We start from the raw sequence: 18397 nt of genomic DNA, 5'->3' as shown, positions 1-18397 counted from the left end.
AATAATATTATAGCTTATTCTTCGCCGCCCTGCTCGTCGGCAGGGGTATCGGCAACTTCGGGGCGATCCACCAGTTCGACCAGCGCCATCGGCGCGTTGTCGCCGACGCGGAAGCCCATCTTCAGGATGCGGGTGTAGCCGCCCGGGCGGGCTTGGTAGCGCGGGCCCAGTTCGCCGAAGAGCTTGACCACGCTGTCGCGGTCACGCAGGCGGTTGAAGGCCAGGCGCTTGTTGGCGACCGTCGGCTTCTTGGCCAAGGTGATCATCGGCTCGATGACGCGGCGCAGTTCCTTGGCCTTGGGGACCGTGGTCTTGATGGCCTCGTGCTCGATGAGCGAGTTCATCATGTTCTGCAGCATCGCCTGGCGGTGCGAGCTGGTGCGGTTGAGTTTGCGGAGTCCGTGTCCGTGACGCATGGTGAGTTCCTTTCCTTATCAAATGCGCGAGGCCGTGTCAGGTACCCCGCGTTCACCAGTGACTAATCAGAAGGGAGAAGGCCCTGAGACCTCTTTCCCTCTGGATTACCTTTTGTCGAGGCCGGCCGGCGGCCAGCTTTCGAGCTTCATGCCCAAGGTCAGGCCGCGCGAGGCGAGCACTTCCTTGATTTCGTTGAGCGACTTGCGACCCAGGTTCGGGGTCTTGAGCAACTCGTTCTCGGTGCGCTGGATGAGGTCACCGATGTAGTAGATATTCTCCGCCTTCAGGCAGTTGGCCGAACGCACGGTGAGTTCGAGCTCGTCGACCGGGCGCAGCAGGATCGGATCGAACTGCTGCGCGCTGCGCGGCGCAGGCTGGTCGAAGGCGGCAAGCTCACCGCCTTCCAGCTGGGCGAACACCGCGAGTTGCTCGACCAGGATCTTGGCCGAAGCGCGCACTGCGTCTTCGGCGGTGATCGCACCGTTGGTCTCGATCTCGACCAGCAGCTTGTCCAGGTCGGTGCGCTGCTCCACGCGGGCGCTTTCGACCGTGTAGCTCACACGCTTGACCGGCGAGAAGGAGGCGTCGAGCACGATACGGCCGATCGACTTGGTGGGCTCGTCGGCGTAGCGGCGCATGGTGCCGGGCACGTAGCCGCGGCCCTTCTCGACCTTGATCTGCATGTCCAGCTTGCCGCCCTGCGACAGGTGGGCAATCACGTGGTCGGGATTGATGATCTCGACGTCGTGCGGCGTCTGGATATCGGAGGCCGTCACGGCGCCCTCGCCGTCCTTGCGCAGGCTCAGCGTAACCTCATCGCGGTTGTGGAGCTTGAAGACCACGCCCTTGAGGTTCAGCAGGATGTTGACGACATCTTCCTGCACGCCGTCGATGGACGAGTACTCGTGCAGCACACCGGCGATCGTCACTTCGGTGGCCGAGTAGCCCACCATCGAGGACAGCAGGACGCGGCGCAGTGCGTTGCCGAGCGTGTGCCCGTAGCCGCGCTCGAAAGGCTCGAGCGTGACCTTGGCCTTGTTGGCGGCCAGTTGCTCGACCTGGATGGTCTTGGGTTTCAACAGGGTGGTTTGCATGCAGACTTCCTCTCAATACCCCCGGCTCGTTACACCGGTAAGGCTGGTGAAGCGCCCGTGCACATGCACGGGTCACGAAATATGAAGGCCGGGCCGCCGGCGGGGCGGCACGTTCCGACCTGTTTAACGCGAATAAAGTTCGACGATCAGCGATTCGTTGATGTCGGCACCGAACTCATCGCGATCGGGCACCTTCTTGAAGGTGCCTTCGGCCTTGTCGATGTTCACTTCGACCCAGGCCGGGATGCCGACCTGCTGGGCAAGCTGCAACGCTTCGACGACACGGTTTTGCTTCTTGGACTTGTCGCGCACCGCCACCACGTCCCCGGTCTTGACCAGGTACGAGGGGATGTTGACCGACTGGCCATTCACCGTGATCGCCTTGTGCGACACCAGCTGGCGCGCTTCAGCGCGCGTGGAGCCGAAGCCCATGCGATAGACGACGTTGTCCAACCGCGATTCGAGCAGGAACAGCAGGTTGGCGCCGGTGTTGCCACGGCGACGATCGGCTTCCTCGAAGTAGCGGCGGAACTGCTTCTCCAGCACGCCGTACATGCGCTTGACCTTCTGCTTCTCGCGCAGCTGCAGGCCGAAGTCGGAGGTGCGCTGACCGGAAGTGCGGCCGTGCTGGCCGGGCTTGGAGTCGAACTTCGCCTTGTCCTGGATGGAGCGGCGGGCGCTCTTGAGGAACAGGTCGGTGCCTTCGCGGCGGGAGAGTTTGGCCTTGGGGCCGAGATAGCGTGCCACTTGATCGTCCTTCGTGTCATCTTCCGCAGGGGACTGCGGGAGCCATCAGCGGCGTGCCGATGGCGGTGGGCTTGTTGAAAACAAAAAACAAAACGCGCAGCCGGCCCGAGAGCTGGCTGCGCCGTGCGCCTTCGCTTCAGATGCGGCGGCGCTTCTGCGGGCGGCAGCCATTGTGCGGAACCGGGGTCACATCGGAAATCGAGTTGATCCGGATACCGAGCGCGGCCAGCGCGCGCACCGACGACTCGCGACCCGGGCCGGGGCCCTTGATCTCGACGTCGAGGTTCTTGATGCCTTGTTCCACCGCGGCGCGGCCAGCCACTTCGGAAGCGACCTGCGCGGCAAAGGGCGTCGACTTGCGCGAGCCCTTGAAGCCCTGGCCACCCGAAGACGCCCACGACAGGGCATTGCCCTGGCGGTCGGTGATCGTGATGATCGTGTTGTTGAACGAGGCGTGCACGTGCGCGACGCCGTCCGCCACGTTCTTGCGGACCTTCTTGCGAACGCGCTGTGCTGCGTTGTTGGCAGGAGCTTTAGCCATGCTTGTCTATCCTTACTTCTTCAGGGACTGCGCGGCCTTGCGCGGACCCTTGCGGGTGCGGGCATTGGTGCGCGTGCGCTGGCCGCGCATGGGCAGGCCGCGGCGGTGACGGAAGCCGCGGTAGCAGCCGATGTCCATCAGGCGCTTGATGTTCATCGTCGTTTCGCGGCGCAGGTCGCCTTCGATGGTGAAGAGCGCGATCTGGTCGCGGATCTTCTCCAGATCGGCGTCGGTCAGATCCTTGATCTTCTTCGAGTAATCGATGCCGCTCGCTTCGCAGATCTTGCGAGCGCGCGAGCGACCGATGCCGAAGATGGCGGTCAGGCCGATCTCGGCGTGCTTGTGCGGCGGAATGTTGATGCCAGCAATACGTGCCATGTGCGTCCTCTTAAATCTTTCTCAGCTCAACCCTGGCGCTGCTTATGGCGCGGGTCGGTGCAGATCACACGCACAACACCCTTGCGGCGGATGATCTTGCAATTGCGGCAAATGGTCTTGACCGAAGCCGAAACTCTCATTTCACTCTCCTAAAACTCTGTTCAACCCGGCGACTCACTTCGCCCTGAATACGATGCGCGCCCGGCTCAAGTCATAGGGCGTCAACTCGACGGTGACCTTGTCACCTGGAAGGATGCGGATGTAGTGCATCCGCATCTTTCCGGAAATGTGTCCAAGAACGATGTGTCCGTTTTCCAGCTTCACCCGAAAGGTGGCATTCGGCAGGTTCTCCAGAACCTCACCTTGCATCTGGATGACATCGTCCTTCGACATCTTCGCTTCATCTGCTACGAGGTCTTGAAATTGGCCTTCTTAAGCAGCGATTCGTATTGCTGGGACATCATGTAGTTCTGCACCTGGGCCATGAAGTCCATGGTGACCACCACGATGATCAGCAACGAGGTGCCGCCAAAATAGAACGGCACGTTGTATTTCAGGATCAGGAACTCCGGCAGCAGGCAGACGAAGGTGATGTACACCGCGCCCGCCAGCGTCAGGCGAACCAGGATCTTGTCGATGTAGCGTGCGGTCTGGTCGCCCGGGCGGATGCCCGGAATGAACGCGCCGCTCTTTTTCAGGTTGTCGGCCGTCTCGCGGCTGTTGAACACGAGCGCCGTATAGAAGAAGCAGAAGAACACGATCGCAGCCGCATAGAGCAGCACGTAGATCGGCTGGCCCGGGGTCAGCGCGCTCGCGATATCCTTGATCCAGCGCATGCTCTCGCCCGTACTGAACCAGCTCACCACCGTCGTCGGCAGCAGGATGATCGAGGACGCGAAGATGGGCGGGATTACACCGGCCATGTTCAGCTTGAGCGGCAGATGCGAGGACTGGCCGCCATACACCTTGTTGCCCACCTGCCGGCGCGCATAGTTCACCAGGATCTTGCGCTGGCCGCGCTCGACGAACACCACGAAGTAGGTGACCAGGATCACAACGGCGACGATGAACAGCGCGACGAGCACGTTCATGGCACCCGTGCGCACCAGTTCGAGCAGGCCGCCGATCGCGCTCGGCAGGCCGGCTGCGATGCCGGCGAAGATCAGGATCGAGATCCCGTTGCCCAGCCCCCGCTCCGTGATCTGCTCGCCGAGCCACATTAGGAACATCGAGCCTGCCGTCAGACTGATCATCGCGGTGAGGCGGAAGCCGAAGCCGGGCGAGATCACCAGGCCGGCCGACGATTCCAGTGCGACCGCGATGCTGAAGGATTGGAACAGCGCCAAGCCCAGCGTACCGTAACGGGTGTACTGGGTAATCTTGCGCCGGCCGGCCTCGCCTTCCTTCTTCAATTGCTCGAAGGTCGGCACCACGTAGGTCATCAACTGCATGATGATCGACGCGGAGATGTACGGCATGATGCCCAGCGCGAACACGGTGAATCGTGACAGCGCCCCGCCCGAGAACATGTTGAACAGGCTCAGAATGCCGCCCTGCTGGCCCTGGAACAGCTGCGCCAGTTGGTCCGGGTTGATGCCCGGCACCGGAATGTGCGCGCCGATGCGGTAGACCACGAGGGCGAGCAGCAAGAAGACAAGCCGGCGACGCAGGTCGCCGAACTTACCTGTCTTTGCGAGCGTCGCCGCGTTCGTTGCCACTATGACCTTCTTTCCCTGGCGGTCAGGCCACGCTGCCGCCGGCCGCTTCGATCGCAGCTTTGGCACCGGCGGTCGCGCCGATGCCCGTCAACTTGACGGCCTTGGTCAGCTCGCCCGACTTGATGACCTTCACCACCTTGGCGATCTGGCCCACCAGACCGGCTTGCTTGAGGGCGAGCAGGTCCACTTCGGCCAAGCCGAGCTTTTCCAGCGCAGTCAGCGTCACTTCGGCGTTGTACTTGAGCGATTGCGACTTGAAGCCACGCTTGGGCAGCCGGCGCTGCAGCGGCATCTGGCCGCCTTCGAAGCCGACCTTGTGAAAGCCGCCCGCACGGGACTTCTGACCCTTGTGACCGCGGCCCGCGGTCTTGCCCAGGCCGGAGCCGATGCCACGGCCGACGCGGCGCTTGGCGTGCTTGGCGCCATCCGCAGGCTTGATGCCATTGAGTTCCATATCCGTCTCTCTTAGAGCACTTTGACCAGATAGCTGATCTTGTTGATCATGCCGCGCACGGCGGGCGTGTCCTGCAGCTCGCTCACACTGTTGAGCTTGCGCAGGCCCAGGCCACGCACGGTGGCGCGATGCGATTGCTTGGTGCCGATGGGGCTCTTGACCAGCTGCACCTTGAGCGTTTGTTGTTGCGTCATGAAGCTGCTCCCGTTCAGGCGAAGAGTTGCTCGACGGTCAGGCCGCGCTTGGCCGCAACTTCAGACGCCGTGGTCGAGTTGCGCAGGCCGTCCAGCGTGGCGCGAACCATGTTGTAGGGGTTCGACGAGCCGTGGCTCTTGGCCACGATGTCGGTGATGCCCATCACTTCGAACACCGCGCGCATCGGGCCGCCAGCAATGATGCCGGTACCCTTCGGTGCCGGATACATCACGACGGACGACGCGCCGTGGTGACCGGTCACCTGGTGATGCAGCGTGCCGTTCTTGATCGACACCTTCATCAGATTGCGGCGGGCCTCTTCCATCGCCTTCTGCACGGCGGCGGGCACTTCCTTGGACTTGCCCTTGCCCATGCCAACGCGGCCATCACCGTCACCCACCACGGTCAGCGCCGCGAAACCGAGGATACGACCACCCTTCACCACCTTGGTGACGCGGTTGATCGCGATCATCTTCTCGCGCAGACCATCCTCGGGGCCTTCGCTCTGCGTTCTTGCCTGAATCTTTGCCATGTTGAATCTCGTGTCCGGTTAGAACTGCAGACCGGCTTCGCGGGCCGCATCAGCCAGCGCCTTGACGCGGCCGTGATAGGCGAAACCGGCGCGATCGAAGGCGACCTTCTCGATACCGGCGGCCTTCGCCTTCTCGGCGATACGCTTGCCGATCATCGTGGCCGCGGCGGTGTTGCCGCCCTTGCCCGAGCCACCCAGCGAGTTGCGCACTTCGGCTTCGGCCGTCGAGGCGGAGGCAATCACCTTGGTGCCGTCGTCGGAGATGACGGCAGCGTAGATGTGCAGGTTGGTGCGGTTCACCGTGAGGCGCGCCACGCCTTGCGTTGCAATGCGGATACGGGTCTGGCGCGAGCGGCGAAGACGCTGTGCTTTCTTGGTCAACATCATTTTGCTGCCCCTTACTTCTTCTTGGTCTCTTTGATCACGATCTTCTCGTCCGAATACTTGATGCCCTTGCCCTTGTAGGGCTCGGGCGGACGGACGGCGCGGATCTCAGCGGCCACTTGGCCGACGCGCTGGCGGTCGGCACCCTTGATCACGATTTCGGTCGGGGTAGGCGTTGCCACCGTGATGCCTTGCGGCATATCCATGTTGACCGGATGCGAATAGCCGACCTGCAGGTTCAGCTTGGCGCCTTGCGCCTGGGCCTTGTAGCCCACGCCGACCAGGTTCAGCTTCTTCTCGAAGCCCTTGGTCACACCGACCACCATGTTGTTCACCAACTGGCGCACCGTGCCGCTCATCGCGTTCGCTTCGCGCGAATCGTTGGCGGGCTCGAAGCTCAGCTTGCCGTCCTTGTTGACGACCTTCACCAGCGCATTCGCCTGCAGGCTGAGCGTACCGCCCGTGCCCTTGACGCTGATCTGGTCTTCCTTGATCGCCACATCCACGCCTTGCGGGATGGCAACCGGCATTTTTCCTACTCGGGACATTTCAGTGTTCTCCTCGATGTCTCGGTCAGGCGACGTAGCACAGCACTTCGCCGCCGACGCCGCTGGCGCGGGCCTTGCGGTCGGTCATCACGCCCTTGGGGGTGGTGACGATGGCAACGCCGAGGCCGTTCTGGACCTGCGGGATCGCGGCGCTGGCCTTGTAGACGCGCAGGCCAGGACGGCTCACGCGCTCGATGCGCTCGATGACCGGGCGGCCAGCGTAGTACTTCAGCGAAATCTCGAGCTCGCTCTTGCCGGCTTCGGTCTTGACCTGGAAGCCGTCGATGTAGCCCTCATCCTTCAGCACCTGCGCGATCGCGACCTTCACCTTGGAAGACGGGACCGACACGGTGGGCTTCGCCACCATCTGCGCGTTGCGGATGCGCGTCAGCAGGTCGGCAATGGGATCACTCATGCTCATGTTCTTTGCTCCTGCCTGGCTTACCAGCTAGCCTTGGTGACACCGGGGATGTCGCCGCTGAAGGCCAGTTCGCGGATCTTGGCGCGGGCCAGGCCGAATTGGCGAAAGGTGCCACGCGGACGGCCCGTGATCTCGCAGCGGTTGCGCTGGCGAGTCGGGTTGGCGTTGCGCGGGAGCTTCTGCAGGGCCAGGCGCGCGGCCGCACGCTCGTCATCGCTCTTCTTCGCGTCGTTGGCGATCGCCTTCAGCTCCGCGTGCTTGGCGGCGTACTTTGCGACCAGTTTTTCTCGCTTGAGCTCGCGCTCGATCAAAGCTACTTTAGCCACAAGTCACCTCAGTTCTTGAACGGGAAACGGAAGCCCGCGAGCAGCGCCTTGGCTTCCTCGTCGGTCTTGGCCGTCGTCGTGATGCTGATATTGAGACCGCGCAGGGCGTCGACTTTGTCGTACTCGATCTCGGGGAAAATGATCTGCTCTTTCACGCCGATGTTGTAGTTGCCGCGGCCGTCGAAGGCGCGGCCGGAGATGCCACGGAAGTCGCGCACGCGCGGCAGCGCCACCGTCACGAAGCGGTCCAGGAATTCGTACATCTGGACGCCACGCAGCGTGACCATGCAGCCGATCGGCTGGTTCTCGCGGATCTTGAAGCCGGCAATGGCCTTCTTCGACTTGGTCACGACGGGCTTCTGGCCGGCGATCTTGGTCAGATCGGCAACGGCGTTCTCGAGAACCTTCTTGTCGGCAACCGCTTCGCCCACGCCCATGTTCAGGGTGATCTTGGTCAGGCGCGGAACCTGCATCGGCGACTTGTAGCCGAACTTCTCGGTCAGGTCCTTCGCGATCTTCTCGCGGTAGTGTTGTTGGAGACGTGCCATGTGAGTACCCCTTAGGCGGCCTTGATTTCTTCGCCGCTGGACTTGAAGACGCGCACGCGCTTGCCGTCCGTGACCTTGATGCCCACGCGATCGGCCTTGCCGGTCGCGGCATTGAAGATCGCCACGTTGGATTGGTGAATCGGCATGGCCTTTTCGACGATGCCACCGGTCGTGCCCTTAAGGGGGTTCGGCTTGGTGTGCTTCTTGACGAGGTTCACGCCCTCAATGACGAGATGGGAGTCGTCCTTGCGCAGCGACACCGTGCCGCGCTTGCCCTTGTCGCGCCCGGCCAGCACGATGACCTGGTCGCCCTTGCGAATCTTGTTCATGGCGAGATGTCCTTACAGAACTTCGGGGGCCAGCGACACGATCTTCATGAACTTCTCGGTACGCAGTTCGCGCGTGACCGGTCCGAAGATGCGGGTGCCGATAGGCTCCAGCTTGGCGTTGAGCAACACGGCGGCATTGCCGTCGAACTTGACGAGCGAACCGTCGGCGCGACGGATGCCCTTGGCAGTGCGAACCACCACCGCACTGTAGATCTCGCCCTTCTTGACGCGACCACGCGGGGCAGCTTCCTTGACGCTGACCTTGATGACGTCGCCCACGCTGGCGTAACGCCGCTTGGAGCCACCGAGCACCTTGATACACAGGACGGATTTCGCGCCCGTGTTGTCGGCCACATCGAGCCGGGATTCAGTTTGGATCATTTCGTGTATTCCCAACTTGTACCGGTCTCCGCCCCCAAGGATCGAGAACGGTTCACGGTCAGTCTTGGGCCCGTCGTCCACGCTCCGAAACCACTTCGAAGCGCTTCCGCTGGGCAGAAGCTTTTTCACCCTTTCAGGCGAAGCCCGCGATTTTGGCACGGTAGCGCGCGGCTGTCAACCAGGCATCCGCCAACGGAAAGAAGGGACTGGCCGGCATGTCGATCCATCGGGCGTGAGCGACGACAATTTCATCTCGCCGAAGGTCAGACACCTCGCCGCTTTGTCTATTGGAAGTCAAATGAACATTGCCGTAACTTTTCTGCCCCGCCAGGAGCGCGCGCCCCTTCCACCCATCGGCTTCATCGGCGGCGGCAACATGGCCAGCGCCATCATCGGCGGGCTGATCAAGCGCCAGGTACCGGCCGAGACCTTCGAGGTGGTCGAACCCTTTGCCGAGGCCCGTGACCGGCTGCACCACGACTTCGGCATCACGGCACAGGCCGAGGCCGGTCCTGCGCTCGGCCGCTGCGCGGTGCTGGTCTGGGCGGTCAAGCCCCAGACCTTCGCCCCGGCGGCACAAGCCGTTCGCGGCCTGGCGCCGGACGCGCTGCATCTCAGCGTCGCCGCCGGCATTCCTTCCGACAGCATCGCGCGCTGGCTCGGCACCGAGCGGGTGGTGCGCGCCATGCCGAACACGCCGGCACTGGTCGGCGAGGGCATGACAGGACTGTTTGCGCGTCCGGCCGTCAAGCCGGACGAGCGCAAGCAGGTGGAACAGGTGCTGGACGCCACCGGCGAGTTGCTGTGGGTCGACGCAGAAAGCGCCCTGGACGCCGTCACCGCCGTTTCCGGCTCCGGCCCGGCCTACGTGTTCTATTTCATCGAGGCGATGACGGAAGCCGGTATCGAACTGGGCCTGAGCCCGGAGCAGGCGCATCGGCTGGCCATCGGCACCTTCAGTGGCGCCTCGGCCCTGGCGCGGGAGGCCAGCGAGCCGCCGGCGGTGCTGCGCGAGCGGGTGACGTCCAAGGGCGGCACCACCCATGCCGCCATCAGCTCGCTCGACAGCGCCGAGGTCAAGACCCGCTTCAAGGCCGCGATCGCCGCAGCGCACCGGCGCGCCGCGGAGCTTGGGGAAGAGTTCGGCCGAGGCTGACACCGCGGCGCGGGGCCCTCAGCGCAGCAGATAGCCGGCCACGACGCCGGCGAAAACTGTGAAGCCCAGCCAGTGGTTGAGCCTGAAGGCCTGGAAGCAGCCCTCGCGAGTGCGCTCGCGGATCAGGCGCCAATGCCACAGCGCCTGCGCCGCCGCGATGGCGATGCCGGCGAAAAAGACTGGCCCCAATTGGAGACTGGCGCCGGCCACCGTCCAGATCGCCAAGTAAAGGGCATAGCTCACCATCACCGCCGCGACGTCGAAGCGTCCGAAGGTGATCGCCGAGGTCTTCATGCCGATCCTGAGATCGTCGTCGCGATCGACCATCGCGTACTCGGTGTCGTAGGCCAGGACCCAGAACAGGTTGCCCGCCAGCAACCACCAGGCGAGCACCGGCACGGCGGACTGCACCGCCGAGAAGGCCATTGGGATGCCGAAGCTGAAGGCGATGCCCAGCACCGCCTGGGGAATCGAGACGAAGCGCTTGGCATAGGGGTAGAGCAATGTCACGGCAAGCGCCACGACGGACCACAGGACCGTTACCGGATTGGTCGTGAGCACCAGTCCGAAAGCCAGCAGTGCGAGCACCGCGCCCACCGCCAACGCCTCCTTGACCGACAGGGCGCCGCTGGTGACCGGCCGCTGGGCAGTGCGCTTGACGTGACGATCGAAGTCACGATCTGCCACATCGTTGACGCAGCAGCCCGCGCTGCGCATGAGGATCGTGCCGAGCAAGAAGACCGCCAGCAGATGCCATCCGGGGAAACCATCAGCCGCAAACCAGAGCGCGGCCAGCGAGGGCCACAGCAACAGCAACCATCCGGCCGGACGGTTCCAGCGGATCAGATCCAGGTAGAGCGACAGGCGGCTGCGAGGCTCGAGAACGGAGACGGACATGGCGCGATTTTGCGCCACCGCCGCGGCGCCTATCCGACCTACGACAGCCTGCCGGCCCGGGCTCAGTCCTCGAGCAGCGAGCGCAGCATCCAGGCCGTCTGGTCGTGCACCGTACAGCGCGCGGTCAGCATGTCGGCGGTCGGGTCATCACCGGCCTCCTCGGCCACGGGGATGAACTCGCGCGCGATGCGCGAGACGGTCTCGTGGCCCTTGACCAGGATGCGCACCATCTCCATTGCCTTGGGCGGGTCCTTGGGCACGTCGGGCACGGTCGCGATCTTGCTGAACTCGGCATAGGAGCCGGGCGCATAGTGGCCGAGGGCGCGGATGCGCTCGGCAATCACGTCGGTAGCGCCCCACAGCTCGGTGTATTGCTCCATGAACATCGCATGCAGCGAGTTGAAGTGCGGGCCGGTCACGTTCCAATGGAAGTTGTGGGTCGTGAGGTAGAGCGTGTAAGTGTCCGCCAGCACGCGGCTCAAGCCTTCGGCAATGGCAGCGCGGTCCTGGCGGTCGATGCCGATGTTGATGATCGGCGCGTTGCGGCTGCCCGACTCCTGGGCCACCACCGTGCCGCCCTTCTTGGGCACCTTGCCGGCAGAAGAGGCTGACTTGGATTTCTTGTCGTCTTTGGCCATGGCGCGGATTCTTTCTTTGAAGTTGTGGAAGGTCTGGAAACTTTAGAAGCTGGAAGCGGGCTTCGCAACAGCCGCAGGCTATGGCGGGTATTGGCAACCGACCCGCAGCCGCGACGTCAAGACAGGCGCCTGACGCCTCGCAGCTCGCAGGCGTAGATCGCGTTGCGCAGCGCGGCGATCGCCTCGTAGCGCGTGAAGCTGCGGCGCCAGGCCAGCACCACGCGGCGCGTGGGTGGCTCGCCCCCTTGGGCGTCCCGCACGGGCAGGTAGCGCACGATCTGCTCCGGCTCCTTGCCGCGCCCCTTGGCGGCCCGAGGCTTGAGCGCGTCGGCAGGCACCGACAGCCGCGGCACCAGCGTCACGCCCATGCCGGCGGCCACCATGTGCTTGATGGTCTCCAGCGAAGAGCCTTCGAAGCTCTTGCGGATGCCCTCCGCATCGCTGGAGAAGCGCGCGAACTCCGGGCAGACCTCGAGCACGTGGTCCCGGAAGCAATGGCCGGTGCCCAGCAGCAGCATTGTCTCCTTCTTGAGCTCGTCCGAACTCACCGACTCGCGCTCGGCCAGCGGATGGTTGGCCGGCACGGCCGCCATGAAGGGCTCGTCGTAGAGCTGGGCGACCGCCAGGCCGGTGTCGGGAAAGGGCTCGGCCATGATGGCGCAGTCGATCTCGCCGGCGCGCAACATCTCGAGCAGCTTGACGGTGAAGTTCTCCTGCAGCACCAGCGGCATCTGCGGTGTGCGCGCGATGTTCTGGCGCACCAGATCGGGCAGCAGGTAGGGCCCGATGGTATAGATCACACCGAGGTTGAGCGGCCCCGACAGCGGGTCCTTCCCGCGTTTGGCAATCTCCTTGATGCTGGCGGCCTGGTCGAGCACGCTCTGGGCCTGCTGCACGATCTGCTCGCCCAGGGGCGTGACCGTGACCTCCCCGGCGCTGCGCTCGAAGAGCTTGACCTCGAGCTCGTCCTCCAGCTTCTTGATCGCCACCGAAAGCGTCGGCTGCGAGACATAGCAGGCCTCGGCCGCCTTGCCGAAATGCCGCTCGCGCGCGACTGCAACGATATATTTGAGTTCGGTGAGGGTCATAGCTTGCGTCAATTATGCGCAAGAGATGCGCTCGGTGCGGCACAGGGTCGACCCGCCCCGGCAGATCCTCGCCCCATGCCATCGATCAGCGTGGCGCGATGAGCTGCAGCGCGAGCCGCAAGCCGCTTTCGTAGGCCTGGTCCGCAGCCGCGCCGAAGCCCCGCGCGACCGGGGATGCATCGGCGGCATCCGCTGTCGTGGCGCCGGCCAGCTGGCGCCAGCGCGAAGCGGGCAGCATCAGCGCATCACTGCCCGGCCCCCGCAGGACGATGCCCGCGAGGCGCCCGCCCGCATCGAGTACCGGACCACCCTGGCGCTGGCCGGCGACCTCGATGCCCAGCCGACGCAATCCGGCATCTCCCTCGCCGGCCCCGAAGAAGCCGGGCGTCAGCCAGGGCCAGGCGGGGATCGGATTGTCGGCCTCGGCGTATTCCACGGCGAAGCCGGGACTGCCTGCGAAAGGATCGCGCGGCGCCGGCCCGCGCGCGCTGCCCGGGTCCAGCGGGACAGCCAGACGCAGCACGGTGACGCCGAATACCTCGAGCGGCTGCGCGCCAGCATCCACGCTGGCCAGCGTGGTCTGCCCCAGGCCATTGCGAACCCACAGCGGACCGGTCGCCGCCGGCCGCACCGCCGCGCTCGGCGCCAGCGCCAGGCTGCCGTCGCCGATCAGCACGCCGCTCGAGACCACCGCCGCCCGCTCCGGCACGGGTGCCTGTCCTTCCAGCATCACAGCTTGCGGCGCCATTCGGTGTGGCGCCTGCAGCAGGAGCCCGGCCGCGACGGGCCGGGGCGACGCGAAGGCTTCGCGCGCCGCCAGCGCGACCGCGTCCTGCGGTGCACGCTCCAGCGTGGCGCTCAGCGTGCGGTCGGCAAAGGCGGCCTGGCCGCCGGCTCGTAGCAGCCACGCATACAAGGCGCCCGCCGCGGCCGAGTCGCGGTGCGCGCCCGCGACGTGCGCGCAGAAGGCCAGCGCGCGCCGGTACTGCCCGGCCTGCATGTAGCTGCGCACGAGGCCCATCTCGATGTCGGCCGCATGCTGGGTCTGCGCCACGCGGTCGAAGGTGTCGGTGGCGGTGGCGGCCTCGCCGCGTGCGAGCTCGGACTCCCCGCGGCTCATCAGTGCGGCGCGCAGCTGCGAGAAGGCTGCCGCCTGCGGGCTCGACGGGTCTGCGAAGGACCGCACCGCCGAAGCCTCGACACCGGGCCCCTGGGCTGCCGCAGGCGCGCCCAGCAGGCCCGCCACGGTCCACGCGGCAGCGGCGATGCGGATGGCGCGTACTTTCAGTTCCAACCGTTGCGTCCTCAGGGCAGCATCGTGATGCGCGGAATCGCCAGCGCCGGCAGGGCCGGGTCGTAAGGCAGCTTCGGCGACTTGTAGCCGGCATTGAAATAGGCGGTCAGCGCATCGATGTCCTGCGCGCCGCCGAGCACGTTGGTGCCGCCCACCAGCACGGTGAAGCCGTCGCCCCCGGTGGCGATGAAGTTGTTGACCGTGACCCGGTAGGTCTTCGCCGGGTTCTGCACCACGCCGTTGGCGACGATGGTCTCCGGCGCGCCGGTCGCCACTGGCGGCGTGACGCCCACGTCGGTCGGCGTGAGCACCACGTCGACGATTTTCGCGCACGGCGCGGCCGAGGCGCGCCACGAGTACTTCAAGCCGTTCGACACCTGCAGGATGCGCTGCTGGGTCTGCCCCTGGCAGCCGACGAATTGCTGCTCCAGCAGGTTCTTCAGCTGCACCGCGGTCAGCGTCATCGTGACCAGGCTGTTGCCGAAGGGCTGCACGGTGAAGGCATTGCCGTAGGTCACGTTGTACGGATAGCTCGCACCGGCGAAAGCGAAACCCGGATTGCGCACGCCGCCGGCATTCATGAAAGCCATGACCGCGCCCCCGAGCGCCGCCGGCTGGGTGGCCTGCAACTGCGCATCGGCGATCAGGCTGCCGGCCGGCATCTCGCCGGCCGCGTTCGCGCTGTTCGGCAACGGGACGGCGATGGTTCCGATCACCTCGTTGGCCAGCGGCGACACCAGCGCGCTGTAGCCGTCGACGATGTTCTTCACGCCCGGATCGGTGGCGATGGCCTGGTTGATCGCCGCATCGGTGCGGTCGACCAGCCGGTTCGTGGGCCGCACCGCGAGCACCTTGTGCGAACGCGGATCGAGTTGGAGGTCGACCTCGGTCAGCACACGCCCGAAGGCGCTGGCGCTGGTGACGGGCACCAGCCGGCCTTCCCGGTTCGGCAGGCCGGTCGGCCGCGGTGTGCTGGCCGCGGCGCCGTTCACGCTCTTCACGTCGACCGTGTTGGCGGAGCAGTTGTAGGCGGCATGGGTGTGGCCGCTGATCACCAGGTCGACCTCGTCGTGCAGCCGGGCGACGATCTTCGCGATGTCGGACTCGCTGCCGTCGGCGTTCTTCAGGTTGCCGTCGCAGCCGTTGATGTCGCCGACATTCGGGCTGCTCTGGAAGCCGCCCTGGTGGACCAGCACGATGATCGTCTTCACGCCTTGCGCGCGCAGACGCGGGACCAGGGCGTTGACGGTGTCTGCCTCGTCGCGGAACTCGAGCCCGGCAACGCCGGTCGGCGTGACGACGCTTGGCGTGCCCCTCAACGTCATGCCGATGAATGCGATCTTCGCGCCCTGGAAGCTCTTGATGCCGTAGGCCGGCAGCAGCGTGCGGCCGGTGGCCGTCTCGACCACGTTCGCCGACAGCCACTTGAAGCGCGCGCCATCGAAGGTGCCGGGAGCATTGGAGCCCAGGCCCTTGCAGCTGTTGGGATCGGGCACGCCGTCGGTGAGCTTGCAGCCGCCGTTCTGCAGCCGCTTGAGCTCGGCCGCGCCCTTGTCGAACTCATGGTTGCCCACGGCATTGAAGTCGACGCCGATCCTGTTGAGCGTCTCAACCGACGGCTCGTCGAAGAACAGTGCCGAGATCAGGGGCGTGGCGCCGATGAAGTCGCCCGCGCCGACGACCACCGTGTTCGGGTTCTGCGCCTTCATGCGCGCCACGTAGGCCGCCAGGTATTCGGCGCCGCCGACGGCGGGGCGGTTCGCGGCCGGCACCAGCGTGTTCACGCCGAAGGTGCCGGGCGACTGCAGGTTCCCGTGGTAGTCGTTGAAGCCGACGATCTTGATCTTGATCGGTTCGCGACCGTGGCCATGGTGGCCGTTGCGGTCGTCATCACGGTCCCGGTCTCGGTCCCGACCTCGATCGTGATCGCGGTCGCGGGCGTTGCTTCGTGCCTCGGCCTCGTCCTGACGGGCATGCACAGGCATGGCAAGCAGGCTGCTGCCAGCGGCGAGCGTGATCGCGCAAGTCAGCGCGACGCGGCGGAGCTTTCTCATGGCGGGGTTCTCCTCGGGGATTCGTGCTGTGACGGCAAGCCGATGGACGGTAAGCGCCGTGCATGACAGGCCAGTGAACGGCGCCCGCGGCGTCCGTCGCCCCCGGTCCTCAGGCCTTGACTCAGGCCTTGAGGTACTCGGCCTTGCTGCCCAGCCAGCGATCCACGTGCGCGCTCGCCAGCGCCGGATGCCGGTCCAGCATGCGCGGTGCCAGCGCACGCGCCCAGTCCAGCAGCAGCACATCGGTGCTGAGGTCGGCGAAGCGCAGCAGCGGCGCGCCCGACTGGCGTGCGCCGAGGAATTCGCCCGGGCCGCGGATCTCCAGGTCGCGGCGCGCGATCTCGAAGCCGTCGCTGGTCTCGGCCATCGCTTTGAGCCGCGCCCGCGCCGCCTCGCCAACCCGGCCGCCCTCGTTGGGCGCGTAAAGCAGCACGCAGGCAGAGGCCGCGGCACCGCGCCCCACGCGGCCGCGCAGCTGGTGCAGTTGCGAGAGGCCGAAGCGCTCGGCATGCTCGATCACCATCAGCGAGGCATTGGGCACGTCCACGCCGACCTCGATCACGGTGGTGCTGACCAGCACCTGCAGCCGGTTGGCGGTGAAGGCCTCCATCACCGCCTGCTTCTCGGCCGTCGGCATGCGCGAGTGCAGCAGGCCCACCCCGACATCGTCACCCAGCGCGGCGGCGAGCTCGTCGCGCGTCTCGGTCGCGTTGCGCAGGTCGATCGCCTCGCTCTCCTCGATCAGCGGGCAGACCCAGTAGACCTGCCGCCCCTGCGCCAGCTGTACGCGGATTCGGTCGACGACCTCGTCGCGACGATGCTCGGCCACCAGCTTGGTGACGATCGGCGTGCGCCCCGGAGGCAGTTCGTCGAGCGTGGACACGTCGAGGTCGGCGTAGTAGCTCATCGCCAGCGTTCGCGGGATGGGTGTGGCGCTCATCATCAGGAGATGCGGTTCCAGGTCCCCTCCAGCTTTGCCGCGTAGCGCGAGGCGCTGCGCGACGCCAAAGCGGTGCTGCTCGTCGATGATCGCGAGCGCGAGGTTTTGGAAGCGCACCTTCTCGGAGATCACCGCATGGGTGCCGATCACCAGCGCTGCCTCGCCGCTCTCGACCGCCGCCGACATGGCATCGCGCTCCTTTTTCTTCTGGCTGCCGGTGAGCCAGGCCACCCGCAGGCCGCGCTCGGCCAGGAGCGGATCGAGCCAGCCGACCAGCTTGCCGAAATGCTGGGCTGCAAGGATCTCGGTGGGCGCCATCAGCGCGCACTGGTGGCCGGCGTCGATGCAGTGCGCGGCCGCGAGCGCCGCCACCACGGTCTTGCCCGAGCCCACGTCGCCCTGCAGCAGGCGGTGCATCGGCACCTCGCGGGCCAGGTCGCGGCCAATCTCCGCGACCACGCGCTGCTGTGCGCCGGTCAGGGTGAACGGCAAGGTCTCCCGCAACGCATGCCCCAGCGAATCCCCGGCCGCAGCCGGCGAAAGAATCGGCGCCCGCTGCGCGCCACGGGCTCGCCGCGCCTGTAGTTGCGACAGTTGCTGCGCCAGCAGCTCGTCGGCCTTGAGCCTCTGCCAAGCCGGATGGCTGTGGTCCTCCAGCGTGGCGATCGCCACGTCGGGCGCCGGATAGTGCAGGAAGTTGAGGGCGCGGCGCAGTGGCCATGCGCCCGGCGGCGCCAGGTCCGCGGGAATGGTCTCGTCCAGCACCGACCGCGCCAGGCCGGCGCGCACTTCCCGCCGCAGCACCGGCTGGGCCAGGCCCGCGATGGTCGAGTACACCGGCGTCAGCGCCTGCGGCAGCTCGGTCCCCGCGGCCTTGACGCCCGGGTGCATCATCTGCCGCCCGACGAAGCCGCCGCGCACCTCGCCGCGCACGCGCACCCGCGCGCCGACGGCCAATTGCTTCTGCTGCGAAGGATAGAAGTTGAAGAAGCGCAGCTGGCAGGTGTCGCTGCCGTCGTCCACCGTCACGATCAGCTGGCGGCGCGGGCGGAACACCACCTCGCTTGCCGTCACCACCGCCTCGATCTGCGCCACGTCGCCGTCGCGCGTGTCGGCCAGCCGCACGATGCGCGTCTCGTCCTCGTAGCGCATCGGCAGGTAGAGCGCGAAATCGATGTCGCGCACGAGGCCCAGCTTGCGCAGCGCGCGCTGCACCGCGCTCGGGCCGACGCCGGGCGCCTGTGCGGGCTTTTCCGGGGATGGGGACTTGGCGGCGGCGGGCATGGGACAATTCTGCCCGCCTCTTCGGCCTCCTTC

Annotated in this window: 25 protein-coding genes; 1 reads left to right on the top strand and 24 read right to left on the bottom strand. The window is 65.9% G+C overall.

The window, feature by feature from the left end; genetic code table 11:
- Positions 1-14: 14 nt before the first annotated feature.
- The 18 genes from rplQ to rplN form a co-directional block, all read right to left on the bottom strand.
- Complete coding sequence (gene rplQ, locus A8M77_RS01615) at positions 15-416, bottom strand: 50S ribosomal protein L17 (RefSeq protein WP_086919806.1); 402 nt, start codon at positions 414-416, stop codon at positions 15-17.
- Between the two features lie 105 nt (positions 417-521).
- Entirely contained in the window at positions 522-1511 is a 990-nt protein-coding gene (locus A8M77_RS01610) for a DNA-directed RNA polymerase subunit alpha (protein ID WP_086919805.1), read from the bottom strand.
- A 123-nt stretch (positions 1512-1634) separates the two neighbouring features.
- Entirely contained in the window at positions 1635-2258 is a 624-nt protein-coding gene (gene rpsD, locus A8M77_RS01605) for a 30S ribosomal protein S4 (protein ID WP_086919804.1), read from the bottom strand.
- A gap of 136 nt (positions 2259-2394) precedes the next feature.
- Entirely contained in the window at positions 2395-2799 is a 405-nt protein-coding gene (rpsK, locus tag A8M77_RS01600) for a 30S ribosomal protein S11 (protein ID WP_086919803.1), read from the bottom strand.
- Between the two features lie 12 nt (positions 2800-2811).
- The gene (gene rpsM / locus A8M77_RS01595) at positions 2812-3177 is read right to left on the bottom strand and encodes a 30S ribosomal protein S13 (protein WP_086919802.1); all 366 of its coding nucleotides are present in this window, start codon (positions 3175-3177) and stop codon (positions 2812-2814) included.
- A 26-nt stretch (positions 3178-3203) separates the two neighbouring features.
- Complete coding sequence (gene rpmJ, locus A8M77_RS01590) at positions 3204-3317, bottom strand: 50S ribosomal protein L36 (protein WP_038201958.1); 114 nt, start codon at positions 3315-3317, stop codon at positions 3204-3206.
- A gap of 34 nt (positions 3318-3351) precedes the next feature.
- On the bottom strand, positions 3352-3570 hold the full coding sequence (gene infA, locus A8M77_RS01585) for a translation initiation factor IF-1 (RefSeq protein WP_086919801.1): 219 nt from the start codon (positions 3568-3570) through the stop codon (positions 3352-3354).
- A gap of 14 nt (positions 3571-3584) precedes the next feature.
- A complete protein-coding gene (secY, locus tag A8M77_RS01580) occupies positions 3585-4895 on the bottom strand; it encodes a preprotein translocase subunit SecY (RefSeq protein ID WP_086919800.1) in 1311 nt (436 codons plus the stop codon).
- Positions 4896-4917: 22 nt separating this feature from the next.
- Entirely contained in the window at positions 4918-5349 is a 432-nt protein-coding gene (gene rplO / locus A8M77_RS01575) for a 50S ribosomal protein L15 (protein ID WP_086919799.1), read from the bottom strand.
- Positions 5350-5360: 11 nt separating this feature from the next.
- Positions 5361-5543, bottom strand: coding sequence for a 50S ribosomal protein L30 (gene rpmD, locus A8M77_RS01570; protein WP_086919798.1), 183 nt, complete (start codon positions 5541-5543; stop codon positions 5361-5363).
- Between the two features lie 14 nt (positions 5544-5557).
- Entirely contained in the window at positions 5558-6076 is a 519-nt protein-coding gene (rpsE, locus tag A8M77_RS01565; protein WP_086919797.1) for a 30S ribosomal protein S5, read from the bottom strand.
- 18 nt (positions 6077-6094) lie between these two features.
- A complete protein-coding gene (gene rplR / locus A8M77_RS01560; RefSeq protein WP_086919924.1) occupies positions 6095-6460 on the bottom strand; it encodes a 50S ribosomal protein L18 in 366 nt (121 codons plus the stop codon).
- Positions 6461-6474: 14 nt separating this feature from the next.
- Positions 6475-7008, bottom strand: a complete 534-nt coding sequence (gene rplF, locus A8M77_RS01555; RefSeq protein WP_086919796.1) for a 50S ribosomal protein L6 — start codon at positions 7006-7008, stop codon at positions 6475-6477.
- A gap of 25 nt (positions 7009-7033) precedes the next feature.
- Entirely contained in the window at positions 7034-7429 is a 396-nt protein-coding gene (gene rpsH / locus A8M77_RS01550) for a 30S ribosomal protein S8 (RefSeq protein WP_077002169.1), read from the bottom strand.
- Between the two features lie 20 nt (positions 7430-7449).
- Positions 7450-7755: a 30S ribosomal protein S14 gene (gene rpsN, locus A8M77_RS01545; RefSeq protein WP_086919795.1), complete on the bottom strand. Its 306-nt coding sequence runs from the start codon at positions 7753-7755 to the stop codon at positions 7450-7452.
- Positions 7756-7763: 8 nt separating this feature from the next.
- Positions 7764-8303, bottom strand: coding sequence for a 50S ribosomal protein L5 (gene rplE / locus A8M77_RS01540; RefSeq protein ID WP_086919794.1), 540 nt, complete (start codon positions 8301-8303; stop codon positions 7764-7766).
- Between the two features lie 11 nt (positions 8304-8314).
- Positions 8315-8632: a 50S ribosomal protein L24 gene (rplX, locus tag A8M77_RS01535; RefSeq protein WP_086919793.1), complete on the bottom strand. Its 318-nt coding sequence runs from the start codon at positions 8630-8632 to the stop codon at positions 8315-8317.
- A 12-nt stretch (positions 8633-8644) separates the two neighbouring features.
- Positions 8645-9013, bottom strand: coding sequence for a 50S ribosomal protein L14 (rplN, locus tag A8M77_RS01530; protein ID WP_028250829.1), 369 nt, complete (start codon positions 9011-9013; stop codon positions 8645-8647).
- A gap of 298 nt (positions 9014-9311) precedes the next feature.
- Between rplN and proC the strand changes: the two genes are divergently transcribed.
- Positions 9312-10169, top strand: coding sequence for a pyrroline-5-carboxylate reductase (proC, locus tag A8M77_RS01525; protein WP_086919792.1), 858 nt, complete (start codon positions 9312-9314; stop codon positions 10167-10169).
- A gap of 18 nt (positions 10170-10187) precedes the next feature.
- Here the strand turns inward: proC and ubiA are convergent, their stop codons facing one another.
- From ubiA to recG, 6 genes are all read right to left on the bottom strand, one after another.
- Positions 10188-11066, bottom strand: coding sequence for a 4-hydroxybenzoate octaprenyltransferase (gene ubiA, locus A8M77_RS01520; RefSeq protein WP_086919791.1), 879 nt, complete (start codon positions 11064-11066; stop codon positions 10188-10190).
- A gap of 62 nt (positions 11067-11128) precedes the next feature.
- A complete protein-coding gene (locus A8M77_RS01515) occupies positions 11129-11704 on the bottom strand; it encodes a Dps family protein (RefSeq protein WP_086919790.1) in 576 nt (191 codons plus the stop codon).
- Positions 11705-11820: 116 nt separating this feature from the next.
- Positions 11821-12792: a LysR substrate-binding domain-containing protein gene (locus A8M77_RS01510; RefSeq protein ID WP_086919789.1), complete on the bottom strand. Its 972-nt coding sequence runs from the start codon at positions 12790-12792 to the stop codon at positions 11821-11823.
- An 85-nt stretch (positions 12793-12877) separates the two neighbouring features.
- The gene (locus A8M77_RS01505; RefSeq protein WP_086919788.1) at positions 12878-14086 is read right to left on the bottom strand and encodes a tetratricopeptide repeat protein; all 1209 of its coding nucleotides are present in this window, start codon (positions 14084-14086) and stop codon (positions 12878-12880) included.
- Between the two features lie 11 nt (positions 14087-14097).
- Positions 14098-16140: a bifunctional metallophosphatase/5'-nucleotidase gene (locus A8M77_RS01500; protein WP_238136669.1), complete on the bottom strand. Its 2043-nt coding sequence runs from the start codon at positions 16138-16140 to the stop codon at positions 14098-14100.
- Positions 16141-16261: 121 nt separating this feature from the next.
- Complete coding sequence (gene recG, locus A8M77_RS01495) at positions 16262-18364, bottom strand: ATP-dependent DNA helicase RecG (RefSeq protein ID WP_086919787.1); 2103 nt, start codon at positions 18362-18364, stop codon at positions 16262-16264.
- Between the last annotated feature and the right edge of the window lie 33 nt (positions 18365-18397).

The organism is Variovorax sp. JS1663 (genome assembly GCF_002157355.1).
Lineage (GTDB): Bacteria > Pseudomonadota > Gammaproteobacteria > Burkholderiales > Burkholderiaceae_C > Variovorax.
Note: the sequence above shows the minus strand (reverse complement) of the source record. Positions and strands in the feature narration are given on the sequence as shown.

Excerpts from the sequence above, each read along its gene's own strand:
- rplQ (WP_086919806.1), bottom strand. The coding sequence starts at position 416 with ATGCGTCACGGACACGGACTCCGCAAACTCAACCGCACCAGCTCGCAC.
- rplR (WP_086919924.1), bottom strand. The coding sequence starts at position 6,460 with ATGTTGACCAAGAAAGCACAGCGTCTTCGCCGCTCGCGCCAGACCCGT.
- rplO (WP_086919799.1), bottom strand. The coding sequence starts at position 5,349 with ATGGAACTCAATGGCATCAAGCCTGCGGATGGCGCCAAGCACGCCAAG.
- rpmJ (WP_038201958.1), bottom strand. The coding sequence starts at position 3,317 with ATGAGAGTTTCGGCTTCGGTCAAGACCATTTGCCGCAATTGCAAGATC.
- ubiA (WP_086919791.1), bottom strand. The coding sequence starts at position 11,066 with ATGTCCGTCTCCGTTCTCGAGCCTCGCAGCCGCCTGTCGCTCTACCTG.
- rpsH (WP_077002169.1), bottom strand. The coding sequence starts at position 7,429 with ATGAGCATGAGTGATCCCATTGCCGACCTGCTGACGCGCATCCGCAAC.
- rplF (WP_086919796.1), bottom strand. The coding sequence starts at position 7,008 with ATGTCCCGAGTAGGAAAAATGCCGGTTGCCATCCCGCAAGGCGTGGAT.
- rpsK (WP_086919803.1), bottom strand. The coding sequence starts at position 2,799 with ATGGCTAAAGCTCCTGCCAACAACGCAGCACAGCGCGTTCGCAAGAAG.
- A8M77_RS01510 (WP_086919789.1), bottom strand. The coding sequence starts at position 12,792 with ATGACCCTCACCGAACTCAAATATATCGTTGCAGTCGCGCGCGAGCGG.
- rpsE (WP_086919797.1), bottom strand. The coding sequence starts at position 6,076 with ATGGCAAAGATTCAGGCAAGAACGCAGAGCGAAGGCCCCGAGGATGGT.
- rplN (WP_028250829.1), bottom strand. The coding sequence starts at position 9,013 with ATGATCCAAACTGAATCCCGGCTCGATGTGGCCGACAACACGGGCGCG.
- rplX (WP_086919793.1), bottom strand. The coding sequence starts at position 8,632 with ATGAACAAGATTCGCAAGGGCGACCAGGTCATCGTGCTGGCCGGGCGC.
- rplE (WP_086919794.1), bottom strand. The coding sequence starts at position 8,303 with ATGGCACGTCTCCAACAACACTACCGCGAGAAGATCGCGAAGGACCTG.
- A8M77_RS01515 (WP_086919790.1), bottom strand. The coding sequence starts at position 11,704 with ATGGCCAAAGACGACAAGAAATCCAAGTCAGCCTCTTCTGCCGGCAAG.
- A8M77_RS01610 (WP_086919805.1), bottom strand. The coding sequence starts at position 1,511 with ATGCAAACCACCCTGTTGAAACCCAAGACCATCCAGGTCGAGCAACTG.
- rpmD (WP_086919798.1), bottom strand. The coding sequence starts at position 5,543 with ATGACGCAACAACAAACGCTCAAGGTGCAGCTGGTCAAGAGCCCCATC.
- rpsM (WP_086919802.1), bottom strand. The coding sequence starts at position 3,177 with ATGGCACGTATTGCTGGCATCAACATTCCGCCGCACAAGCACGCCGAG.
- recG (WP_086919787.1), bottom strand. The coding sequence starts at position 18,364 with ATGCCCGCCGCCGCCAAGTCCCCATCCCCGGAAAAGCCCGCACAGGCG.
- proC (WP_086919792.1), top strand. The coding sequence starts at position 9,312 with ATGAACATTGCCGTAACTTTTCTGCCCCGCCAGGAGCGCGCGCCCCTT.
- infA (WP_086919801.1), bottom strand. The coding sequence starts at position 3,570 with ATGTCGAAGGACGATGTCATCCAGATGCAAGGTGAGGTTCTGGAGAAC.
- A8M77_RS01500 (WP_238136669.1), bottom strand. The coding sequence starts at position 16,140 with ATGAGAAAGCTCCGCCGCGTCGCGCTGACTTGCGCGATCACGCTCGCC.